At 67.8% G+C, this 21,731-nt stretch carries 19 protein-coding genes and 1 tRNA gene; 5 read left to right on the top strand and 15 right to left on the bottom strand.

The window, feature by feature from the left end; genetic code table 11:
- The first annotated feature begins 283 nt into the window (after positions 1-283).
- On the top strand, positions 284-616 hold the full coding sequence (locus EER30_RS16990) for an antibiotic biosynthesis monooxygenase family protein (protein ID WP_127501423.1): 333 nt from the start codon (positions 284-286) through the stop codon (positions 614-616).
- Positions 617-694: 78 nt separating this feature from the next.
- Here the strand turns inward: EER30_RS16990 and EER30_RS16985 are convergent, their stop codons facing one another.
- The 4 genes from EER30_RS16985 to rpsA all read right to left on the bottom strand — a co-directional run bounded on the left by EER30_RS16985 (position 695) and on the right by rpsA (position 7,200).
- The gene (locus EER30_RS16985) at positions 695-1,648 is read right to left on the bottom strand and encodes a GNAT family N-acetyltransferase (protein WP_127501422.1); all 954 of its coding nucleotides are present in this window, start codon (positions 1,646-1,648) and stop codon (positions 695-697) included.
- Between the two features lie 37 nt (positions 1,649-1,685).
- A complete protein-coding gene (gene uvrB, locus EER30_RS16980; protein WP_127501421.1) occupies positions 1,686-3,803 on the bottom strand; it encodes an excinuclease ABC subunit UvrB in 2,118 nt (705 codons plus the stop codon).
- A gap of 428 nt (positions 3,804-4,231) precedes the next feature.
- Positions 4,232-5,416 (bottom strand): dephospho-CoA kinase, encoded by a 1,185-nt coding sequence (coaE, locus tag EER30_RS16975; protein ID WP_127501420.1) that lies wholly within the window; start codon positions 5,414-5,416, stop codon positions 4,232-4,234.
- Positions 5,417-5,688: 272 nt separating this feature from the next.
- A complete protein-coding gene (gene rpsA / locus EER30_RS16970; RefSeq protein WP_127501419.1) occupies positions 5,689-7,200 on the bottom strand; it encodes a 30S ribosomal protein S1 in 1,512 nt (503 codons plus the stop codon).
- A 334-nt stretch (positions 7,201-7,534) separates the two neighbouring features.
- Between rpsA and EER30_RS16965 the strand changes: the two genes are divergently transcribed.
- Together EER30_RS16965 and EER30_RS16960 are read left to right on the top strand one after the other, a co-directional pair.
- Positions 7,535-8,347 carry a class I SAM-dependent methyltransferase gene (locus EER30_RS16965; RefSeq protein WP_432417552.1) on the top strand — a complete coding sequence of 271 codons (813 nt, stop codon included), beginning with the start codon at positions 7,535-7,537 and terminating at the stop codon, positions 8,345-8,347.
- Between the two features lie 36 nt (positions 8,348-8,383).
- The gene (locus EER30_RS16960) at positions 8,384-8,602 is read left to right on the top strand and encodes a hypervirulence associated TUDOR domain-containing protein (RefSeq protein ID WP_127501417.1); all 219 of its coding nucleotides are present in this window, start codon (positions 8,384-8,386) and stop codon (positions 8,600-8,602) included.
- 12 nt (positions 8,603-8,614) lie between these two features.
- Here the strand turns inward: EER30_RS16960 and EER30_RS16955 are convergent, their stop codons facing one another.
- The 11 genes from EER30_RS16955 to EER30_RS16905 all read right to left on the bottom strand — a co-directional run bounded on the left by EER30_RS16955 (position 8,615) and on the right by EER30_RS16905 (position 20,353).
- Positions 8,615-8,947 carry an ArsR/SmtB family transcription factor gene (locus tag EER30_RS16955; RefSeq protein ID WP_240670065.1) on the bottom strand — a complete coding sequence of 111 codons (333 nt, stop codon included), beginning with the start codon at positions 8,945-8,947 and terminating at the stop codon, positions 8,615-8,617.
- A 138-nt stretch (positions 8,948-9,085) separates the two neighbouring features.
- Positions 9,086-11,785 (bottom strand): DNA polymerase I, encoded by a 2,700-nt coding sequence (gene polA, locus EER30_RS16950; RefSeq protein ID WP_127501416.1) that lies wholly within the window; start codon positions 11,783-11,785, stop codon positions 9,086-9,088.
- Positions 11,786-11,838: 53 nt separating this feature from the next.
- Positions 11,839-12,609, bottom strand: coding sequence for an amino acid ABC transporter ATP-binding protein (locus EER30_RS16945; RefSeq protein WP_127501415.1), 771 nt, complete (start codon positions 12,607-12,609; stop codon positions 11,839-11,841).
- Positions 12,606-13,610, bottom strand: coding sequence for an amino acid ABC transporter permease (locus EER30_RS16940; RefSeq protein WP_127501414.1), 1,005 nt, complete (start codon positions 13,608-13,610; stop codon positions 12,606-12,608). Before EER30_RS16940 ends, EER30_RS16945 begins: the two co-directional genes overlap by 4 nt.
- A gap of 8 nt (positions 13,611-13,618) precedes the next feature.
- Positions 13,619-14,524 (bottom strand): ABC transporter substrate-binding protein, encoded by a 906-nt coding sequence (locus EER30_RS16935; protein ID WP_127501413.1) that lies wholly within the window; start codon positions 14,522-14,524, stop codon positions 13,619-13,621.
- A gap of 26 nt (positions 14,525-14,550) precedes the next feature.
- Complete coding sequence (locus EER30_RS16930; RefSeq protein ID WP_127501412.1) at positions 14,551-15,261, bottom strand: ABC transporter ATP-binding protein; 711 nt, start codon at positions 15,259-15,261, stop codon at positions 14,551-14,553.
- Complete coding sequence (locus EER30_RS16925) at positions 15,251-16,144, bottom strand: ABC transporter ATP-binding protein (RefSeq protein WP_240670064.1); 894 nt, start codon at positions 16,142-16,144, stop codon at positions 15,251-15,253. The genes EER30_RS16930 and EER30_RS16925 overlap by 11 nt, the downstream gene beginning before the upstream one ends.
- A gap of 70 nt (positions 16,145-16,214) precedes the next feature.
- Positions 16,215-17,324 (bottom strand): branched-chain amino acid ABC transporter permease, encoded by a 1,110-nt coding sequence (locus EER30_RS16920; protein WP_127501411.1) that lies wholly within the window; start codon positions 17,322-17,324, stop codon positions 16,215-16,217.
- A complete protein-coding gene (locus tag EER30_RS16915; protein ID WP_127501410.1) occupies positions 17,321-18,271 on the bottom strand; it encodes a branched-chain amino acid ABC transporter permease in 951 nt (316 codons plus the stop codon). The genes EER30_RS16920 and EER30_RS16915 overlap by 4 nt, the downstream gene beginning before the upstream one ends.
- Before the next feature lie 83 nt (positions 18,272-18,354).
- Positions 18,355-19,521, bottom strand: coding sequence for a branched-chain amino acid ABC transporter substrate-binding protein (locus tag EER30_RS16910; RefSeq protein WP_127501409.1), 1,167 nt, complete (start codon positions 19,519-19,521; stop codon positions 18,355-18,357).
- Between the two features lie 208 nt (positions 19,522-19,729).
- On the bottom strand, positions 19,730-20,353 hold the full coding sequence (locus EER30_RS16905; protein ID WP_127501408.1) for an ANTAR domain-containing response regulator: 624 nt from the start codon (positions 20,351-20,353) through the stop codon (positions 19,730-19,732).
- 129 nt (positions 20,354-20,482) lie between these two features.
- Here EER30_RS16905 and EER30_RS16900 point away from each other — a divergent pair.
- Positions 20,483-20,556 (top strand) — tRNA-Leu (locus EER30_RS16900).
- 50 nt (positions 20,557-20,606) lie between these two features.
- Positions 20,607-21,338 carry a transcriptional regulator gene (locus EER30_RS16895; RefSeq protein WP_127501407.1) on the top strand — a complete coding sequence of 244 codons (732 nt, stop codon included), beginning with the start codon at positions 20,607-20,609 and terminating at the stop codon, positions 21,336-21,338.
- Positions 21,339-21,731 lie beyond the last annotated feature (393 nt).

Raw genomic sequence — 21,731 nt, 5'->3', positions numbered from 1 at the left:
GTGCGACTGTCGAAGGTCTCTTCCGCCGCCACTGGGCGACCACCGGCCCCGGGAACGCCCGTAAAGGGGGTGGACGTTCCGTGCTGACGAGACCGATGCGAGGGAATACTCCCCTCCTACGGCAGCCATTGTGTCCTATCGACGAACCCAACGGCAGTGGCCCCCACAAACCGTGGCGCGTTTCATCCCTTCGCCCTCACGTCAACCGCACACCCACGCGCGCCCTCACCCCGCCCTGCTTCCTAGGAACCTAGTTCGAAGAGGTGTGTGGCAGGCTTCCATCATGGTTCTCGAGGTCGCGCTGATCGATGTCACTCCGGGCGCCGAAGAGGAGTTCGCCGCCGCCTACAAGATCGCCTACCCGATCCTGGCGGGCACACCCGGCTGCCGCTCCGTGCGGATGACGCGCGGTGTCGAGTCGGCCTCCCGCTTCGTGCTCCTCGTCGAATGGGACAGCGTCGAGGCGCACCTGGAGAACTTCCGCAACTCCGAACGCTTCCCCCAGTGGCGCGGCTGGATCGGCCAGTTCTTCGCCACGCCGCCCGTCGTCGAACACTTCCTCGACGTCCCCGCCGGCGACCGCCCTGGCCCCGACCACAACTTCTTCACCGACTGACCACTCGCGCCAGATCTCGGCAGACCGGCCGAAGGACGCCGCTTCAGCGATGCTCACCAGCCCCGCCTCCGGTGACGGTCAGCCGCGGAAGCGGGCCCGGCAGCCGTGGTCGAGAAAGCCGAGCCGTCGATAGAGCGCCGCGGCACCGGGGTTGTTGACGTTGACCGTCAGCCAGGCGTGGGTCTCGCCGGCGGCCCGCATGCGCGTCAGCGACTCGGTGATCAGCGCTCCGGCCAGACCTCGGCGACGGACGACCGGCACCACCCCGGCCTGGACGATCCAGCCGCGCGCGGCCGTGACGAAGCCGGCGTCACCCAGGTCGGGCAGGGTGAGCAGCAGCGAGCAGTCCGGCAGGAAGTCTTCGTCGTCCTCGTTCTCGGCGATCCACTCGTCGGCCGGGTCGCCCGGGAAGCCCGGCCGGTCGCGGAACGACGCGTAGTAGGTCGTGTGGAAGCGCCGCGCCACCGGCTCGGTCCACGTCGAGACCGTCGCCCCGTCCGGCCAGGTCACGGCGGGCAGTTCAGCGCCGACGAGGTCGGCGCGCATGACGTCTTCGGCGAAGACCTGCCGCAGCCCCCGCGACTCGAAGAGCTCGACCGCCTCGGCCGTCAACGTCTCACTCTCGACGGTGACCTCGAAACGTTCACCCCCGCCATCCCCGGAACCGTCGAGCACGACCTCGGACCGTTCGCCTTCGCTGTTGCCGGAGTCGGCGAGCACGAACTCGGAACGGGCCAGGTCGAGCCCTCGATCGAGGAGCGCGCCGCCCAGCCCTCGCCCCCGGGCGGCCGGGTCGACCAGCCCGATGAACGTCGGCCCGCCCCGGACCGCCCCCGCCGCCAGCAGACCCCCGTCGGGCCCGCGCAGCCCGAAGGCGGTCACCCCGGCACCCGCCCAGCGCCGCCCCAGGAAGCCCGGGTCGGTCGCGAGCGGCATCCCGCCGTCCGCCGCGAAGCAGCGTGAGGCCAGAGCGAGAAGCTCCGGCGGCACGCCGTTCAGATCGGTCCAGGTGGTCTCGCCGGTCGACGTCATCGGGCCAGACTAGTCACGCGGGGCGACGGGGTTCGAACTATTTCACCCCCGCCGCGTCCATGCCGCGCAGCTCCTTCTTCAGCTCGCCCATCTCGTCGCGGATGCGAGCGGCCAGCTCGAACTGCAGCTCGCGCGCCGCCCCCAGCATCTGCTCGTTGAGGTCTTGGATGAGCTGGGCCAGCTCGGTGCGGGCCATGCCCTGCCGAGCCGGACCGGCCGAAGCACCGCGGCCCTTCGAGCGGGTCTCGGGCACGGGCGCCTTGCCGCGCGAGATCTGCCGGCCACCGCCGCCGACCATCGGGCCGACCTGGGCGTCGGTGTCTTCGGCCTCGCGGTAGATGTCGTCGAGGATGTCGTGGATGCGCTTGCGCAGCGCCTGCGGCGTGATGCCGTTAGCCTCGTTGTGGGCGATCTGCTTGGCGCGGCGCCGGTCGGTCTCGTCGATGGCGTCGCGCATCGACGGGGTCATCTTGTCGGCATACATATGGACCTCGCCGGACACGTTGCGGGCGGCGCGGCCGATCGTCTGGATCAGCGACCGCCCGCTGCGCAGGAAGCCCTCCTTGTCGGCGTCGAGGATCGCCACCAGCGACACCTCGGGCAGGTCGAGGCCCTCGCGCAGCAGGTTGATGCCGACGAGCACGTCGTAGTCGCCCTTGCGCAGCTCTTTGAGCAGCTCGACGCGGCGCAGCGTGTCGACCTCGGAGTGCAGGTAGCGCACGCGGATGCCGTTTTCGAGCAGGTAGTCGGTGAGGTCCTCGGCCATCTTCTTGGTCAGGGTCGTGACCAGCACCCGCTCGTCGCGCTCGGTACGCAGCTTGATCTCGTGCATCAGGTCGTCGATCTGACCCTTGGTGGGCTTGACGACCACCTGCGGGTCGACCAGGCCGGTCGGGCGGATGACCTGCTCGACGAACTCACCCTGGGCCTCTCGCATCTCCCACGGCCCGGGGGTCGCGGAGAGGAAGACCATCTGCCCGACGCGCTCGAGGAACTCGTCGAAACGCAGCGGCCGGTTGTCAGCGGCGCTGGGCAGCCGGAAGCCGTGCTCGATGAGGATGCGCTTGCGCGAGGCATCGCCCTCGTACATGCCGCCGATCTGCGGGATCGTCACGTGCGACTCGTCGATGACGGTGATGTAGTCGTCGGGGAAGTAGTCGAGCAGCGTGTAGGACGGCTCGCCGAACGAGCGCCCGTCCATGTGCATCGAGTAGTTCTCGATGCCGTTGCAGAAGCCGACCTGGCGCATCATCTCGACGTCGTAGGTCGTCCGCATGCGCAGTCGCTGGGCCTCGAGCAGTTTGCCCTGCCGTTCGAGCTCGGCCAGCCGCTCCTCAAGCTCGGCCTCGATCTGGTTGATCGCCCGTTCCATGCGCTCGGGGCCGGCCACATAGTGCGACGCCGGGAAGATGACCAGGTGATCGACCTCGCGGACGACCTCACCGGTGAGCGGGTGCAGGTAGTAGAGCTTCTCGATCTCGTCGCCGAACAGCTCGATGCGAACGGCGAGCTCCTCGTAGGCCGGGATGATCTCGAGCGTGTCACCCCGCACGCGGAACGTGCCGCGCTGGAAGGCCATGTCGTTGCGGGAGTACTGGATGTCGACCAGGCGCCGCAGCAGCTTGTCGCGGTCGACCTCTTCGCCGACCTTGAGCTGGACGGAGCGGTCGAGGTATTCCTGCGGGGTGCCGAGGCCGTAGATCGCCGAGACGGTCGCCACGACGATCGTGTCGCGCCGGGTGAGCAGCGACATCGTGGCCGAGTGACGCAGCCGCTCGACCTCTTCGTTGACCGACGAGTCTTTCTCGATATAGGTGTCGGTCTGGGCGATATAGGCCTCAGGCTGGTAATAGTCGTAGTAGCTGACGAAATATTCGACGGCGTTGTTGGGCAGCAGCTCGCGGAACTCCTTGGCGAGCTGGGCACACAGCGTCTTGTTGGGGGCCAGCACGAGAGCGGGCCGCTGCAGCTTCTCGATCAGCCAGGCGGTGGTGGCACTCTTACCGGTGCCAGTCGCGCCGAGCAGCACCGTGTTGCGGTCGCCGGCACGGACGCGCCGCTCGAGCTCGGCGATGGCCGTGGGCTGGTCACCGGCAGGCTGGAATTCGCTGATGACCTCGAAGCGGCCGTCGAGTCGTGGAAAGTCGAGCGCCATGAGAACAACCGTACGTCGGGGGTACGACAAGTTTTCGCCGTCGCCCGGCCGGTTCGCCGACCGCTGAAGCGAGGGCGTGCTGAGGGTGCACATTCGGCTGTGTCCTGCGGCATTGTTAGGCCTTGTGTACCGCGCCTACCCTGGTCAGGTAGGCCGCTCGCGGCGGCCGCCCGGCAGCGAACGAGGCCATCAAACGGTCCGATCGCCCGGCCCGTGGAAAGATGCGCCCCGGTTCTCCGGCGTGCGCACCCACAGGTGGTCGCGCCACGCGCAGACCGGCCGCCGCGAGGGCCCTTTAATCTCTGTACGGCCCCAGACACGCGTCGACGTGAGCCGCGCACGGAATCAGACGCACCACGGCGTGAGCCACGCACGGCCCGCCACGACGTGAGCCACGCGTGGCCTCAGGCGCGACATCCCCGGCCGTACTACGGGTGCGGCTGCCACCCGGTTGCCTCGGCCCACTCGTCAGCGGCGAGTGCCTCCTCGTCGAACCAGGGCTCCTTCGCGTCGGCATAGGTGGCCCGTTCCTGATGTTCGGCGACCCAGCGCTCCTTGGCCGCCGCATAACCCGCACGCGCCTCCGGCACGGCCCGCAGGTGATCGCGCATGAGCAGCGCGAACCGCCAGCCCGGCGACCCGGCCACCCGCACATGCAGGTTCACCGGTCGACCCGGGTCGGTCCCCCCGTGCAGCCGCTTCGGCCACGTCTCGCCCGGAATGCCGCGGGCGTTGTCGACCCACTCCCCCGGCCGTTTCGGGAACCCGGCCGCGCCCAGATCAGCGGCGAGCGCGTCGGCCTCTTCGAGCGTGCGCACACTCAGCATGAGGTCGATGATGTTCTTGGCCGGTAGCCCCGGCACGGCGGTCGACCCGATGTGCGACACCGCGTGTCCCGCCGGCAGCGCGTGCTGAATGCGGGCGACGAGCCGCGCCGCCTGCTCGGGCCAGGTCGGGTCGGGGTCGGCGATGTGCAGCCGCCGGTCGGGCCGGGCCGAGACACCGAGGCGCAAATTCCCCTCGTACGGCTTGAGCCGGTCGCGCCACAGCCGGTCGACCCGGGTGTTCAGCTCGTCGAGCGGGCCGTCGTTGACCAGCAGCACGTCGGCCGCGCGGCGTCGTTCGGCGTCGCCGGCCTGGGCCGCGATGCGGGCCGTGGCCTGGTCGGCGCTCATCCCGCGGGTCTCGACGAGCCGGCGGATCCGCCGTTCACGTTCGGCCTCGACGACGACCACCAGATGGTACGAGGGGGCGAGCCCGGTCTCCACGAGGAGCGGGACGTCGTTGACGACGATCGCGTCGCCCGGCGCCCCGTGGGTCAGTTCGGCGGTCCGGGCCCGTACGCGGGGGTGAATGATCTTTTCGAGGGTTCGGCGGGCCGTGTCGTCGCCGAAGACCCGGGCCGCCAGCGCCGGCCGGTCGAGCGCCCCCTCGGCCGTGAGTACGCCGTCGCCGAAGGCCGCCACGATCTCGGTCAGCCCGTCGGTGCCCGGCGCGACGACCTCGCGGGCCAGCACATCAGCGTCGACGATCACCGCCCCGCGCCGCGCGAGCCGCCGCGCCACCGCGCTCTTGCCCGCCCCGATCCCGCCGGTAAGCCCCACTTTCAGCACCCCACCAGTATCCCGGGTGACACCCCGGCCCGCTTCCCCACCGTCGCCCCGCCGTGAAGGAGGAGGCGGAAAAGGAGCAGGGGGAAAGGATGAGTGCGGAAAGGAGGAGAACGCGAAGGAGGGGACGCGAAGGAGAGGAACGGGTAGTGGTGACGCGGTACGAGGAGCGAGGAGCGTAGGGGAGAAAGGTGGCCGGGATGGCGAAAGGCCGCCCCGACCGGAGTCGGAGCGGCCTTTCAGATGCTGCTGGCCGGGTCAGCCCAGGGGCTGGATCAGGCCTTGCCGCCCGCGAGCTTCTCGCGCAGAGCGGCGAGGGCCTCGTCGGTGGCCAGGGTGCCCGAGGGCTCCTCGTTGGCGCGCGCCGGGGCCGGCGAGCTCGACGAGGTGGACGACGACGTGGTGGACGAGGTCGTCGCGCCGGCCGGGACCGGGTTGAGGGCAGCCTCGGCGTCGGCGTCGCGGGACGCCTGCACCTGCTTGGTGTGGGCCTCCCAGCGCTCGCGAGCGTCGGCGTACTGCTTCTCCCACGTCTCGCGCTGCTTGTCGAAGCCCTCGAGCCACTCACCCGTCTCGGGGTCGAAGCCCTCCGGGTAGATGTAGTTGCCCTCGTTGTCGTACGTGGCGGCCATGCCGTAGAGGGTCGGGTCGAAGTGCTCCTCGCCCTCGACGAAGCCCTCGTTGGCCTGCTTGAGCGACAGCGAGATGCGGCGACGCTCGAGGTCGATGTCGATGACCTTGACCAGGACGTCGGAGCCCACCTGGACGACCTGCTCGGGCAGTTCGACGTGCCGCTCGGCCAGCTCGGAGATGTGCACCAGGCCCTCGATGCCGTCGTCGACGCGGACGAAGGCGCCGAACGGAACCAGCTTGGTGACCTTGCCCGGGACGATCTGGTTGATCGCGTGGGTGCGGGCGAACTGGCGCCACGGGTCTTCCTGGGTCGCCTTCAGCGACAGGGAGACGCGCTCACGGTCCAGGTCGACGTCGAGAACCTCGACCTCGACCTCCTGGCCGACCTCGACAACCTCGGACGGGTGGTCGATGTGCTTCCAGGAGAGCTCGGAGACGTGCACGAGGCCGTCCACGCCGCCCAGGTCGACGAAGGCGCCGAAGTTGACGATCGAGGACACGACGCCCTTGCGGACCTGGCCCTTCTGCAGCTTGTTGAGGAACTCGGTGCGAACCTCGGACTGCGTCTGCTCGAGCCACGCCCGGCGGGACAGGACCACGTTGTTGCGGTTCTTGTCCAGCTCGATGATCTTGGCCTCGAGCTCACGGCCCACGTAGGGCTGGAGGTCGCGGACACGACGCATCTCGACCAGCGAAGCCGGCAGGAAGCCGCGGAGGCCGATGTCGAGGATGAGGCCACCCTTGACAACCTCGATGACGGAGCCGCGAACGACGCCGTCGTCCTCCTTGATCTTCTCGATCGTGCCCCACGCGCGCTCGTACTGCGCACGCTTCTTCGAGAGGATCAGACGACCTTCCTTGTCCTCCTTGGTGAGGACGAGGGCTTCGATGTGGTCACCGACCGACACCACTTCCGCGGGGTCCACGTCATGCTTGATCGACAACTCGCGCGAGGGGATGACACCCTCGGTCTTGTAGCCGATGTCGAGCAGGACCTCGTCCCGATCGACCTTGACGACGGTGCCTTCGACAATGTCGCCGTCGTTGAAGTACTTGATGGTCTCGTCGATGGCGGCGAGGAATGCTTCCTCGGACCCGAGATCGTCGACGGTGACCCGGTTGGCGCTCGAGGTGGCCTCGATGCTGCTCGTCATGTGGACTGTTGCTCCGAACGGATGGATTCGTGGTGTCTCTCGCGCTCAACGGAACTGCCGGCGGCCACGGCACAACCGAACAAGAGGACCAGCGAGCAAAGGGACCAGCCGATCCTTGCAGTCGATCATGTCGAGACCGACGACCACGGAACCTGCTCCCTGCCGAGGCACACGATCCGCGAGCGCATCGACTAGCTTACCGTGCGCATTACCACAGGTTGCAAGCCCTCCTGACGTCCGAGGCACAATGTTCGGCTCTCAGCGGGTCTGATGACCGTAATGTACTGAATCGGGGCTCCGCCGGGCGCTGCCGTACCTTTGTTCGGTGACAGAGATCAACCCCACGGCCTCCGTCGAGCCCCTCCGGCGGACGGTCACCGACGACCAGAGCCGGGTCGCCAGCCGCGGCTGGTGGGATTCCGACGCCGACGAGTATCAGTCCGAACACGGCGCCTTCCTGGGAGATCTTGATTTTGTGTGGTGCCCCGAGGGGCTGCGCGAGGCCGACGCCCACCTGCTCGGCGAGGTGCGCGGCCGGCGGGTGCTGGAGCTCGGTGCGGGCGCCGCGGCCGGGGCGCGGTGGCTCGAAGGACAGGGCGCGGAGGTGACGGCCCTCGATCTCTCGGCGGGCATGTTGCGGCACGCGAGGGCGGCCGAGCGTCGTACGGGGGTGCGGGTGCCGCTCGTGCAAGCCGACGCGCTGGCCCTGCCGTTCGCGGACAGCGTATTCGACATTGTGTGCACCGCCTTCGGTGCGATCCCGTTCGTGGCCGACTCGGGCGCGGCGATGCGCGAGGTCGCCCGGGTGCTGCGTCCCGGCGGGAGCTGGGTCTTCTCGATCACCCATCCGATGCGCTGGATCTTCTGGGACGAGCCCGACGAGACCGGGCTGATCGCCCGCAACTCCTACTTCGACCGCACCCCGTACGTGGAGACCGACGAGGACGGCGTGCCCACCTACGTCGAGCAGCACCGCACCCTCGGCGACCGGGTGCGCGAGCTCGTGGCCGCCGGTTTCGTGCTGCGTGATCTGGTCGAGCCGGAGTGGCCCGAGGGGCACGAGCAGATCTGGGGCCAGTGGAGCCCGCTGCGCGGCCGGCTCTTCCCGGGCACCGCCATCTTCGTGTCGGACCTGCCCGCGGTCTGACCGTTTCCGCAGGCCGACCGCGGGTACCCGAGGCTCATGGCCGATGACCAGAGCCTGAAAAAGGGCGACGACGTGACCTGGAAGAGCCACGGGCAGACCGTCCACGGCGAGGTCGAACAGAAGATCACGAAGCGTACGGAGACCGCCGGGCGCACCGTGGACGCGTCGCCCGGCGACCCGCAGTTCAAGGTCAAGAGCGACAAGACCGGGCGCGAGGCCGTCCACAAGCCGGGAGCGCTGAAGAAGGACGGCTGACGCGCCGGCCGCTCAGACCGGGAAACCGGTCTCGAGCAGGGTGCCCATCACGGCGAGCGCAGCCGGGATCATGCGGTAGTAGACCCACGTGCCGCGGCGGTCACTGTCGACCAGCCCGGCCTCGCGCAGCACCTTGAGGTGGTGCGAGATGGTCGGGCCGGTGAGGTGGAACGCGCCGGTCAGGTCACCGACGGCCACCTCGCCGCCGCGGGCCGAGGCGATCATCGACAGCAGCCGCAGCCGCACCGGGTCGCCCAGCGCCTTGAACATGGGCGCGAACGCGTCGGCGCGGGCCGGGTCGAGCGGCTCCCGGGTCAGCGATCGCTCGTTGGCGGAACTTTCCATCGTTGGGCTCCCCATGGCCTCACCCTTGCAGGGCGCGGCAACCACGCCCGGATTCAACCCGATCACAGTACGCAGCCCCGGTGCGGCGGCGCATGACAGGGCCGCCCGGGAACGCGGGCGCGCCCCCGGGCGGTCGGTTCAGTGGTCGGCGCCGTTCCAGTCGCGGCCGGAACCGACGGACACCTCGAGCGGGACCGAGAGCGGGTAGGCCTCGCCCATCTCGCGGCGCACCAGCGCCTCGAGCTCCTCGCGCTCGCCCGGCGCCACGTCGAAGACCAGCTCGTCGTGGACCTGCAGCAGCATGCGCGACTTGAGGCCGGTCTCCTTGAGCGCCCGGTCGACCCGCAGCATCGCGATCTTGATGATGTCGGCGGCCGAGCCCTGGATCGGGGCGTTGAGCGCCATGCGCTCGGCCATCTCGCGGCGCTGACGGTTGTCGCTGGACAGGTCGGGCAGGTAGCGGCGGCGGCCCAGGATGGTCGCGGTGTAGCCGTCCTGCACGGCGCGTTTCACGACGGCCTGCAGATAGTCGCGGACGCCGCCGAAACGCTCGAAGTATTCGTCCATGAGGCCGCGGGCCTCGTCGGTGGCGATGTTGAGCTGGTTGGACAGGCCGAAGGCGCTCAGCCCGTAGGCCAGGCCGTAGTTCATCGCCTTGATCTTGCGCCGCTGGTCGGGGACGACCTCTTCGACCGGCACGTGGAACACCGACGAGGCGGTGGCCGCGTGGAAGTCGAACGCCGAGTTGAACGCCGCGACGAGCGCCTCGTCGGCCGACAGGTGCGCCATGATGCGCATCTCGATCTGGCTGTAGTCGGCCGTCATGAGCTGCTCGAAGCCCTCGCCGACGACGAACGCGCGGCGGATGCGCCGGCCCTCCTCGGTGCGGATCGGGATGTTCTGCAGGTTGGGGTCGGTCGACGAGAGCCGGCCGGTGGCCGCGACGGTCTGGTTGAACGTGGTGTGGATGCGCTTGTCGTCGGAGACCGACTTGAGCAGCCCGTCGACGGTCGACTTGAGCTTGGCGACGTCGCGGTGGCGCAGCAGGTGCTCGAGCAGCGGGTCGCCGGTCTGGGCGAACAGGCTCTGCAGCGCGTCGGCGTCGGTCGTGTAACCCGACTTGATCTTCTTGGTCTTGGGCAGGTTGCGCTCGACGAACAGGATCTCCTGCAGCTGCTTGGGCGAGCCCAGGTTGAACTCGCGGCCGACCTCGGCGTGCGCGGCCTGCTGGGCGGCCTTGACCCCGGCGGCGAAGTGGGCCTCGAGCTCGGAGAGGTAGTCGGTGTCGGCGGCGATGCCGAGGTGTTCCATCTCGCCGAGAACCTCGGACAGGGGCTGCTCGACCTCCATGAGCAGGGTCTGGGACTCGCCGCCGTCGCGGGACAGCTCCTCGGTGAGCACGTCGGCCAGGTCGAGGGTGGCGCGGGCGCGGAGCATCACGTTCTGCTCGGCGGTGCCCTCGTCGTCACCGTCGATGCCGGCGAGCAGGTCGAGCTGGCCGGTGGCTGGTTCCTCGACCCGCAGCTCGCGCTTGAGGTAGCGCAGGGCCAGGTCGGTCAGGTCGTAGGCGCGCTGGTCGGGCTTGGCCAGGTAGGCCGCGAGGGCCGTGTCGACGCGGACGCCGGTCAGGTGCCAGCCGTGGGCGCGCATGGCCAGCGTGGCCGGCTTGGCGTCGTGCAGCACCTTGGGCCGGTCGGGGTCGGTGAGCCAGTCGGCCACGGCCCGCTCGTCGGCCTCGTCGAGGGCGGCCGGGTCGAACCAGGCGGCGGCGCCGTCGCCCGTAGCGACGCCGATGCCGGTGAGGGTGCCGGTGCCGCGGCCGAACGTGCCGGTGACGGCGACACCGACCGGCGCCTGCTGGGCGTGGACGCCGAGCCACGCGGCGACCTCACCGGTCTTGAGCACCCGGCCGTCGATGTCGAAACCGGCCTCGGCCTCGGGCTCGACCGCGTCGAGGTAGGAGTAGAGCCGCTCGCGCAGCACCCGGAACTCGAGCGCGTCGAAGACCTGGTGGACGGCCTCACGGTCCCAGCCGTGCCAGCGCACGTCCAGCGGGCCGACGGGGAGCTCGAGGTCGGTGCGCAAGGCGTTGAGGTCGTAGTTGAGGATCACCGACGCCAGGTGGGCGCGCAGGTTCTCGCCGGCCTTGCCCTTGACCTTGTCGGCGTTGGCGACGACGCCCTCGATGCCGCCGAACTCGGTGATCCACTTGGCGGCCGTCTTGGGCCCGACGCCGGGGACACCGATCAGGTTGTCGCTGGTCTCGCCGACCAGGGCGGCCTTGTCACGGTAGAGGTGCGGCGGGACGAGCTGCTTCTCCTCGACCAGCGCGGGGGTCATGCGCCAGACCTCGGAGACGCCGCGGCTCGGGTAGAGGACGGTGGTGTGCTCGTCGACCAGCTGCAGGGCGTCGCGGTCGCCGGAGGAGATGAGTACCTCCATGCCGGCGTCGCGACCCTGGGTGGCGAGGGTGGCGATGACGTCGTCGGCCTCGAAGCCGGCCTTTTCGACGTACTGGATGCGCAGGGCGTCGAGGATCTCCTTGACCAGGCTGACCTGGCCCAGGAACTCGGGGGGCGTCGCCTTCCGGCCGGCCTTGTACTCCGGGTATTTCTCGGTGCGGAAGGAGACGCGGGAGACGTCGAACGCGACCACGATGTGGGTCGGCTTCTCGTCGCGCAGCATGTTGATCAGCATCGAGGTGAAGCCGAACACGGCGTTCGTGTGCTGGCCGGTCTGCGTGCTGAAGTTCTCCTTGGGCAGCGCGTGGAACGCGCGGTAGGCCAGGGAGTGGCCGTCGAGCAGCAGCAAACGGGGGGTCTCGGCGTCGTCGCTCACGTCTAGGAACTCTAGTCGTGGGGTGTGACACGAAGCCGGACCGCCCCGCCTGCTTAAAGCACCTTGCTCAGGAATGCCCTGGTTCGCTCATGCTGCGGGTTTGCGATGACCTCGCGCGGTGCCCCCTGCTCGACGACGACCCCGCCGTCCATGAAGATCAGCTTGTCGCCGACCTCGCGGGCGAAGCCGATCTCGTGGGTCACCACGATCATGGTCATGCCGTCCTGGGCGAGGCCCTTCATCACGTCCAGGACCTCACCGACCAGCTCGGGGTCGAGCGCGCTGGTCGGCTCGTCGAACAGCATCAGCTTGGGCCGCATGGCCAGGGCCCGGGCGATCGCCACCCGCTGCTGCTGCCCACCGGAGAGCTGACCGGGATAGCTGCCGACCTTCTCGCCCAGTCCCACCCTTTCGAGCAGGGCGTTCGCGCGGTCACGTACCTCGGCCTTGGGCTCTCTCTTGACCTTGCACGGAGCCTCCATGACGTTCTCGAGGACCGTCATGTGCGGGAAGAGGTTGAACCGCTGGAACACCATGCCGATCGACTGGCGCTGGCGGGCCACGTCCTTCTCGCTGAGCTCGTGCAGCTTGTCGCCGCGCTGGCGGTAGCCGACCAGGTCGCCGTCCACGAAGATGCGACCGGCGTTGATCTTCTCGAGGTGGTTGATGCAGCGCAGGAACGTCGACTTGCCGGAACCCGACGGGCCCAGCACGCAGCACACCTCACCCGGCTTGACGACCAGGTCGATGCCCTTGAGCACCTCGAGCGACCCGAACGACTTGTGCACGTTGTCGGCGCGCACCATCTCGGCGGCGTCCGTCATGATCCCTCCGCGGTCTTCGTGATGCGGCCGCCCTGCTCGACCTCGATGTCGCGCAGACGTTGCTTGGCCTTGCCGACCGCGCCGTACCCCTTGCCGTAGTGCCGCTCCAGGAAATACTGGCCGATCATCAGGATCGTGCACAGGATCAGGTACCAGATCAGCGCGGCCACCAAAACCGGGAACACGATGAACGTACGCGCGGAGACCTGCTGCAACTGGAACCAGAGTTCGCCGGTGACCGGCACGTACGCCACCAGGGACGTGTCCTTGACCATGGCGATGGTCTCGTTACCGGTCGGCGGCACGATCACCCGCATCGCCTGCGGCAGCACGATGCGGCGCAGCACCTGGAAGCGCGACATGCCCAGCGCGACGGCCGCCTCGGTCTGGCCCTCGTCGACCGACTGCAGGCCGGCCCGCACGATCTCGGCCATGTAGGCCGCCTCGGACAGGCCCAGCGCCAGCATGCCGGCCACGAACCCGGCGAGCAGGTCGACGGCGCGGATGCCGTAGAACTGGCCGTTGAAGTTGTCGATGCCGAACAACTGGCCGATCTGCTTGTCGAACGGCAGGCCGAACCCGATGCGGCTCCACAGGATGTTCAGGTTGCCGAACAGGATCGCCAGGATCAGGCGGGGCGCGGCCCGGAAGAACCAGGTGTAGATGAAGGCCACCGACGACAGGATCTTGTTCGGCGACAGCCGCATGACCGCGAGGATCACACCGAGCCCGATACCGATCGCCATCGCCGTGATGGTCAGCAGGATCGTGCCCCGCAGGCCCTGCAGCACCGGCTCGGTGAACATGACCCCGCGCTTGCCCTCCTGGTACTCCAGGAAGATGAACGACCAGCGGAAGTTGTCGTTGGTCAGCAGCAGGTGCAGGAACATGGCGGCGAGCACCGCGATGACCGCGATCGACACCCAGCGCCAGGGGTGCCGGACGGGCACGGCCTTGATCGCTTCAGGCCGTGCCCGCTCGGAGGTTGTCTGGTCGCTCATTTAGCGGATCAGACCGAAGGGTTCACCGCGGCAGTGGTGACGGCACCCGCCGTGACGCCCCACTTGTCGAGGATCTGCTTGTACGTACCGTCCGTGATCAGCGCCTGCACAGCCTCGCTGAGCACGCCCGCGAACTCGGTCTGGTCCTTGGCGACGACGTAGCCGTACGGGGCCGAGTCGTAGATGTCGCCGACCAGGGCGAGCTTGCCGCTGGTCTGCTTCACCGCGTACGCCACGATCGGCGAGTCGGCCAGCATGGCCTCGTCCTTGCCGGTCACCACGGCGTTCGTGGCGTCCGACTGCTTCTGGTACTGGTCGATCGTGATGGCCTTCTTGCCACCGTCGGTGCACTTCTTCGACCGGGCCTGCAGGTCCTCCACCTGAACGGTGGCGGTCTGCACGGCGATCTTCTTGCCGCAGGCGTCGTCCGGGTTGATCGTGGCGCCGGTCGCGGCCGCCCACTGCGTGCCGGCCGAGAAGTAGGAGATCATGTTGACCTCCTTGAGCCGGTCCGCGTTGATCGTGAACGAAGAGACACCGACGTTGTACTTGTCGCTGCTCACGCCCGGGATGATGCTGTCGAACGTGGCCGAGGTCCACTCGGTCTTCAGGTTCAGCTTCTGCGCGACCGCGTTGAACAGGTCGACGTCGAAGCCGACGACGGTCTTGCCGTCGCTGTCGAGGAACTCGTTCGGCGCGTACGACGAGTCGGTTCCGATGGTGAGCTTGCCCGCGGCCTTGATGTCGGCCGGGACCTTGTCGGCCAGCGACGAGTCGGCGGAGGCGCTGGGCGCCGGACCGCCGCCCGTGGCCGGGTCCTCCGACTCGGAGCCGCAGGCGGCCATCGACAACGTCAGCGCCGCCGCGGCGGCCAGGCCGAGGATCGCCCGGCGGCCGTTATTGGTGCGGAACATGGTGACTCCTAGGTGGTCGAAAGGTGTTACGCGACGCCGAGGTAGGCGTCCTTGACCGCCGGATCGTTCAGGAGCTCGGCGCCGGTGCCCTCCTTGACGATCCGCCCGGTCTCCAGAACGTACGCGCGGTGCGCCCTGGACAAGGCCTGCTGAGCGTTCTGCTCGACCAGCAGCACCGTCGTACCCTGCTGGTTGATCTCCACGATGATGTCGAAGATCTGCTGGATCAGCATCGGCGCGAGACCCATGGACGGCTCGTCGAGCAGCAGCAGCTTCGGCCGGCTCATCAGGGCCCGGCCCACCGCCAGCATCTGCTGCTCACCGCCGGACAGCGTGCCACCGGCCTGCTTCTCCCGCTCCTTCAGACGCGGGAACAGCGTGAACGCCCGGTTGAGATCCTCGTCGATCTCGGCCCGGTTACGCCGCGTGTAGGCGCCCATCTCCAGATTCTCGCGCACCGTCATGCCGGGGAAGATGCCCCGGCCCTCCGGCGACTGCGAGACCCCGCGTACGACCCGCAGGTCGGCCCGCATCTTGGTGATGTCCTCACCGTCGAAACGGATCGTGCCCTGCGACACCGGACGCAGACCCGAGACGGCCCGCATCGTGGTCGACTTGCCGGCGCCGTTCGCGCCGATCAGCGCCACGACCTCGCCCTCGCCGACGTTGAGGCTGATGCCGTGCAGGGCCTGGATGCGCCCGTACGCCAGCGTCACGTTGTCGATCTCAAGCAGCATCGGTGGGCACCCCCAGATAGGCGGCGATGACCGCCGGGTTGTCCCGCACCTGCGCGGGCGTACCCTCGGCGATCTTCTTGCCGAACTCCAGCACGACGATCCGGTCGGTGACGCCCATGACCAGGCGCATGTCGTGCTCGATCAGCAGCACCGTCACCCCGGTGTCACGGATCTTGCGGATGAGCTGGAGCAGCTCCACCTTCTCGGCCGGGTTGAAGCCGGCGGCCGGCTCGTCCAGGCAGAGCAGGGTCGGGTTCGTGGCCAGCGCCCGCGCGATCTCCAGGCGGCGCTGCTCACCATACGAGAGGTTGCGGCTCACATCGCCGGCCCGGTGCGCGATGCCCACGAAACGCAGCAGCTCGAGCGAACGTGCCCGGCCCGACCTCTCCTCCCGCCAGAACCGCGGCAGGCGGAACAACGCGCTGATCACGCTCGTCTTGTGGTGCGCGTCCGCGCCCACCATGACGTTCTCCAGCGCGGTCATCTCGGGGAACAGCCGCACGTTCTGGAACGTACGGGCGATGCCGCCCCGGGTGATCTCGTGCTTCTTCTTGCCGACGATCGACTCGCCCTGGAACCGGATGCCGCCCTCGGTCGGACGGTAGACGCCGGTCATCGCGTTGAAGCAGGTGGTCTTGCCCGCGCCGTTCGGCCCGATCAGGCCGAAGATCTCGCCCTTGCGCAGCGAGAAGCTGACGTCGTTGAGCGCCACGACACCGCCGAAACGCAGCGTCACATGGTCGACCTCGAGAAGAACATCCTCATCCCGTACGGTCTCCGCCGGCGGCTCGGCAGTCCGGCCACCCGTCGGAGCGGGCCGGTCAACCGGCCGGGCGTTCTCCCGGTCAAGCTCTTCGGGAGTTTCCTGGTGCGGCTCGCTCATGCCATCCCTCCGCTTCGCTCCGGGATGTCATGAGTCCAGCTGAGCTCAATGGTGCCTTCGCTTCGCTCAATCACTGCGGAGCCACCTCCTTCTCGCGATCCTTCAGCTCCATCGCCCGGCGACGGCTGGGGATGAGACCCTGCGGACGCAGCACCATGATCACGATGATCGCCAGCCCGAACAGCGCGAACCGGTACTCGTACAGGTCGGTGTCACCCACCGACAGACCCCGCAGACGGTTGGGGATGTACGAGATCAGCACGCCACCCAGGATCGCCCCGGCCATGTTGCCGGAACCGCCCATGACCACACCGGCCAGCACCAGGATCGAGAACTGGAGCACGAACGTCTGCGAGTTGATGAAGCTCTGCTCACCGGCGAACAGCACACCACCGAGACCGCCGATGAACGCGCCGATCGCGAACGCCCACAGCTTGTACTTGAAGGTCCGCACGCCCATGACCTCGGCGGCTTCCTCGTCCTCCCGGATCGCCAGCCACGACCGGCCCACCCGGCTGCGGTCCAGGTTCCGCACTCCGAGAATGACCAGGATGATGATGACCAGACCCAGCCAGAAGTACGGGATCGCGTCGGTCACGCCGAAGATCGGCTCCCCGCCCCAGCTGCCGGGCGGATGCGGGATGCTCGCGAAGCCACGGTCACCGCGCAGCGTCGTCGTCGACGTGGCCACGATCCGGATGATCTCGGCGAAGCCCAGCGTCACGATGGCCAGATAGTCACCGCGCAACCGCAGCGTCGGCCAGCCCAGCAGCACACCCGCGACCATGGTCAGCGCCAGCGCCACCGGCACCGCCATCAGCCACTTCCAGCCCGTGTCCTCGTAAAGGATCGAATCGGGCGAGGTCAGCAGGGCCGTCCCGTAGGCGCCGACGGCAAAGAAGCCGACATAGCCCAGGTCGAGCAGGCCGGCGTAACCGACCACCACGTTCAGGCCCAGCGCCAGCAACACGTAGTAGGAAATTTCGAACAGCGCGCTCGACCAGTCGACGCCCTCGGTGACGATCTGCGGCCCGATCAAGGGCACATGCTCCGCGTACGGCAACAGGAAGGCCGCCACGGTCCCGGCCAGGATCAGCAGCCAGCGAACCCAGATCGGCTGCCGGCCCAGCCAGCCCCGCACCCCACCGTTCTCACGGAAAGAAGAAGCAGTCTCGCTCATGCTCTTGCCCTTCCCAGCGACTCACCCAGCAGGCCGGTGGGACGGAACAGCAGGATGACCACGAGCAGCACGAACGACGCCGCGTGCAGCCACTGCGAACCGAACAGGCCCGCCGCGTAGTTCTGCAGTACACCCAGCAGCAAACCACCCAGCAGGGCGCCGCGCAGGTTACCGATGCCACCCAGCACCGCCGCCGTGAACGCGTCGATGCCGAGCAGGAAGCCCGCGTCGTACCGCGTCACACCGATCTTCAAGTCGTACATGACCGCCGCGATACCCGCCATCAGGCCACCCAGCAGGAAGACCAGCGCGATCACCCGCGACTTGTTGACACCCATCAGCGCCGCCGAGTCCGGGTTCTGCGCCACCGCGCGGATACCCCGGCCCAGACGCGAACCGTTGATGAAACGATCCAGCGCGAACATCATCACCAGCGCCAGCACGATGATGAGGATCTGCAGGTTCGTGATCGTGGTGTCGCCGATCGTGACGACCGGCTTCGCCAGGATGATCGGCGGAACGCCTTTCTGGTTGCGGTGCGTCGCCACACCGACCAGCTCCGAGATGAACAGCGAAGCACCGATCGCGGTGATCAGGAAGGCCAGCGGCGGCGCGTTACGCCGGCGCAGCGGCCTATAGGCGATCACCTCGACCGTCAAAGCGGCCAGACCCGAGACAAGGATGGCCGCGAGCAGACCGACAGCCATGTAAAGCAGCATCCCGCCGACCGACGGCGGCGCCGAGTTCTGGTCGAGACCGAACCAGCCCCAGACGATCAAGCAGGCATATGTGCCGAGGAGAAACACCTCGGAGTGCGCAAAGTTGATGAGCCGCAGCACACCGTAGACCAACGTGTAGCCCAGGGCGAACAACGCGATGATCGCGCCCTGAGCCAGACCCGTGACGGTGAGCGGCCCGAAATCATTGATCAGACCGGAAAAATCCACAGAGGGGCTCCAAAACGACGAGGCCGGTGCGGCCGGAGATCATCCGGCCGCACCGCCCACCACAGAAAGTTAGTGCTGACCGATCAGGAGGTCTTGATCTCCACGTCGGCCTTCGCGTCGCCAGAGCTGTCGAACTTGAACGCCCAGACCTTGATGAAGCTCGGGTCCAGCTCACCGGTCTCGGTGAACTTGTAGGTGTTCGCGATGCCCTTGTAGTTCACGGTCTTCAGGTAGTCGTTCAGCTTCGTCGTCGTCGTGTTACCGGCGTCGATGCCCTGAAGGAAGATGTTCGCGGCGTCGAACGCGACGTCCGAGTACGTACCCGCGTCCTGGTTCCACTTCGCCTTGTAGTCGTTGACGAACGTGCCACCCGCGGCCTCCGGCGGAGAACAGGGGCAGGTCACGACCGTGCCGACCGCGGCTGCGACACCCGAAGCCTTCGACAGGCCCGGGTCCTTCATGCCGTCGCCGCCCAGCAGCGTGCCCTTCCAGCCCGCCGCCGTGAGCTGCTTACGGATGATGCCGGCGTTCGTGTAGTAGCCGCCGTAGAACAGCGCCGTGGCCCCGCTCGACTGCACCTTCTGCACCAGAGCCGAGAAGTCGGCCTGCTTGCCGTCACCCTCGGTCTTGTCCGTGGCGACAACCAGCGCACCCAGCTTCGACTTCACGACGTCAGCCAGACCGGCACCGTACGCCGACTGGTCGTCCGCCACGAAGACCTTCTGAGCCTTCAGATTGTCCTTGATGTAAGCCGCGGCCGCCGGGCCCTGCGCGTCGTCGTTCGCGACCGCGCGGTGGAAGACCTTCCAGCCCTTCGACGACAGCGACGTCCGCGTCGCCGACGGCGTGATGGTCGGAATGCCGGCCGCCTCGAAGATCGGGTCAGCAGCCTCGGACTCGCCCGAGAACGGCGGGCCGACGATACCGATGATCTTCTTGTCCGCCACCAGGCTGCGAGCGACACCAGGGGCGACCGAGGCCTCACCCTGCGAGTCGAACTTCGCGACCGTGATGCACTCGGAACCCTTGGCCTTGTTGTACTGCTCGACGGCCAGCTCGAAGCCCTGCTCGATGTTGACACCGAGGTTGGCGGCCGAGCCGGTCAGAGCGCCGAAGAACGCCAGCTTGTAGCCGCAGTTCCCTTCGCTCGCGGTATCGTCGCTGCTCGATCCACTGTTACAAGCAGCGGCACCGGCGAGAAGCCCGATAATGGCCACTCCGCCGATGGCTCGTGCGAGAACCTGCCTCAAGGTTGGAACCCTCCTCCATACCCGAACCCACCGAGCCACTGCCGACCGATTGGCACTTGCCTGCGCCGCGGCCACCCGTGCCCCGTTATGGGGCGGGACGCTATCCCAGGTTCGACGCCCGTCAAAAGCTTTCACACGGGCTTTCACCGAACCGTTACGTCCGGTGACTCGCAGGCCAGAGGTGGTGTTACATCCGAGGCAGAAAAGATCAACTCGTGGCGGGCTGGGCTCCGCCGGCCTCCTGACCCTCCGCAAGGATCCGATCGGCGACCTCACGCATAGTCATCCGGTGATCCATCGCTGTGCGTTGAATCCACTTGAACGCCTGCGGCTCGGTCATCTGATACTTGGTCATCAGCTCGCCCTTGGCCCGCTCAACCGACTTGCGCGTCTCCAGCCGATCGTTCAGACCCGCGACCTCGGACTCGAGCGCGGCGATCTCCGAATAACGCGACAGGGCGATCTCGACCGCCGGCACCAGGTCGGACTTCTGGAACGGCTTCACCAGATAGGCCATCGCGCCAGCCGCGCGCGCCCGCTCCACCAGATCACGCTGACTGAACGCTGTCAGAATCACGACAGGCGCGATCCGGCCGCCGGCGATCCGCTCCGCGGCCGCCAGCCCGTCCATGATCGGCATCTTGATGTCGAGGATGACGAGGTCTGGCCGCAACTCTTCGGCCAGGCGCACGGCGGTCTCGCCGTCACCCGCCTCACCGACGACGTCGTAGCCCTCCTCGACGAGCATCTCGGCCAGGTCCAGTCGAATGAGCGCCTCATCCTCGGCGATCAACACCCGCTTGCGCTCGGCACCAGCCTGCGAGTCGGCCACGGAACCCCTACCCCCAACGTTCCCGAAGTCGCGACACCCCGGTATGCGGGTGTCGCCGCCTTAAGCCTAGTGGGTAGGCTGTGCGTGGCTCATCCTGGCGGGAGCAACTCGCATCGGATGGGCCAGCTGGCCCCTGTACTCCAACCGGCAGAGAGAATGGTCTCAAACACCATACAGTGTGGGTTCGAATCCCACCGGGGGCACAAAATTTGTCATACCCGTTCGCGATAATCGCGGGGTGCACCCACCCTGGATGCGCCGTGAAGCGCATATTCTGCACGCCGCCGGCACCCCGTTGAAGGAGATTTGCCGGCAGCTGGGACTGTCGCGCAATACGGTCTCCTACTGGCTCTACAACCGCGCCCGCGCGGCCTCGAAGATCGCGGAACGATGCCCCCGCTGCGACCGCCCGCCCCGCCTGATCGACGATCCGGCGTCGTACGCCTACCTGCTCGGTCAGTATCTCGGCGATGGCCACTTGTTGATGACTCAACGGGTTCCGCTCCTTACGGTCGCGTGCGATCTGCGCTACCCGGGGCTCATCCACGAGGTGTCCTACGCGATGGAGGCCTGCGGAGCCCGAACGGCCGGCTTCCAGGAGCGGGCGGGCTGCATGAGTGTCCGCGCGCATTGGACGCATTGGCCGTGCCTGTTTCCGCAGCATGGCCCAGGTCCGAAGCATCGGCGGCCCATAAAATTGTCAAATTGGCAGCTCGAGGTGATCGACAACCGAGCGGAAAGATTCTTGCGCGGCCTCTTCCACTCCGACGGCAGCCGCTTCGCGAATCGGGTCGTGCGTAACGGGCGCACCTATTCCTATCCACGCTACAACTTCGTCAACGAGTCGACCGACATCATGCGGTTGTGCGCGCGATCCCTTGACCAACTACATATAGCGTGGAAAATGGCTCGCCCGAACACGCTGTCGGTGGCGCGGCGTGAGGCGGTCGCCCGTCTGGACGAGTTCGTGGGGCCGAAGTGGTGACCACCGCGCACACGTGACAGCAGCAAACGGGCACACGCCCGATCTTCAGGGGTCGACTTGCCGTGACCGTCGGTGTTCTCGGGGCGGGACAAAGGTAACTCAATAGTCACCGTCTGCAACATTTGGGCATGTCGTTCTGTGCATGATCCGGCGTTCGGTCGAACTCTAGGGCGATCAATCGGAGGGCCCTGGGCGCCCGACGGCGTGCCGCTCCAGCCGATATGTCCGGCAGGGCCGGGTGCGGGCGGCGACCCCGCCGAGCCTGGTGGCGGGAGCGCCTGGCCGTGCGGAGGGGCCGCCGAGCTGGGCGGTGAGGGCCTCGAACTCGGCGGCGACGGCTTCGAACCTGGCAGTGGGAGCTTCGAACTCGGCGGTGGGGGCAGCGAGCGAGGC

The sequence above is a fragment of the Actinoplanes solisilvae genome (assembly GCF_003999975.1).
Lineage (GTDB): Bacteria > Actinomycetota > Actinomycetes > Mycobacteriales > Micromonosporaceae > Actinoplanes > Actinoplanes solisilvae.
This window is presented reverse-complemented; position numbering and strand designations above follow the sequence as displayed.

Excerpts from the sequence above, each read along its gene's own strand:
- EER30_RS16985 (WP_127501422.1), bottom strand. The coding sequence starts at position 1,648 with ATGACGTCGACCGGCGAGACCACCTGGACCGATCTGAACGGCGTGCCG.
- EER30_RS16945 (WP_127501415.1), bottom strand. The coding sequence starts at position 12,609 with ATGACGGACGCCGCCGAGATGGTGCGCGCCGACAACGTGCACAAGTCG.
- uvrB (WP_127501421.1), bottom strand. The coding sequence starts at position 3,803 with ATGGCGCTCGACTTTCCACGACTCGACGGCCGCTTCGAGGTCATCAGC.
- EER30_RS16990 (WP_127501423.1), top strand. The coding sequence starts at position 284 with ATGGTTCTCGAGGTCGCGCTGATCGATGTCACTCCGGGCGCCGAAGAG.
- EER30_RS16940 (WP_127501414.1), bottom strand. The coding sequence starts at position 13,610 with ATGAGCGACCAGACAACCTCCGAGCGGGCACGGCCTGAAGCGATCAAG.
- EER30_RS16960 (WP_127501417.1), top strand. The coding sequence starts at position 8,384 with ATGGCCGATGACCAGAGCCTGAAAAAGGGCGACGACGTGACCTGGAAG.
- EER30_RS16930 (WP_127501412.1), bottom strand. The coding sequence starts at position 15,261 with ATGCTGCTTGAGATCGACAACGTGACGCTGGCGTACGGGCGCATCCAG.
- EER30_RS16895 (WP_127501407.1), top strand. The coding sequence starts at position 20,607 with ATGCGCCGTGAAGCGCATATTCTGCACGCCGCCGGCACCCCGTTGAAG.
- EER30_RS16955 (WP_240670065.1), bottom strand. The coding sequence starts at position 8,947 with ATGGAAAGTTCCGCCAACGAGCGATCGCTGACCCGGGAGCCGCTCGAC.
- EER30_RS16925 (WP_240670064.1), bottom strand. The coding sequence starts at position 16,144 with ATGAGCGAGCCGCACCAGGAAACTCCCGAAGAGCTTGACCGGGAGAAC.
- EER30_RS16920 (WP_127501411.1), bottom strand. The coding sequence starts at position 17,324 with ATGAGCGAGACTGCTTCTTCTTTCCGTGAGAACGGTGGGGTGCGGGGC.
- rpsA (WP_127501419.1), bottom strand. The coding sequence starts at position 7,200 with ATGACGAGCAGCATCGAGGCCACCTCGAGCGCCAACCGGGTCACCGTC.
- EER30_RS16935 (WP_127501413.1), bottom strand. The coding sequence starts at position 14,524 with ATGTTCCGCACCAATAACGGCCGCCGGGCGATCCTCGGCCTGGCCGCC.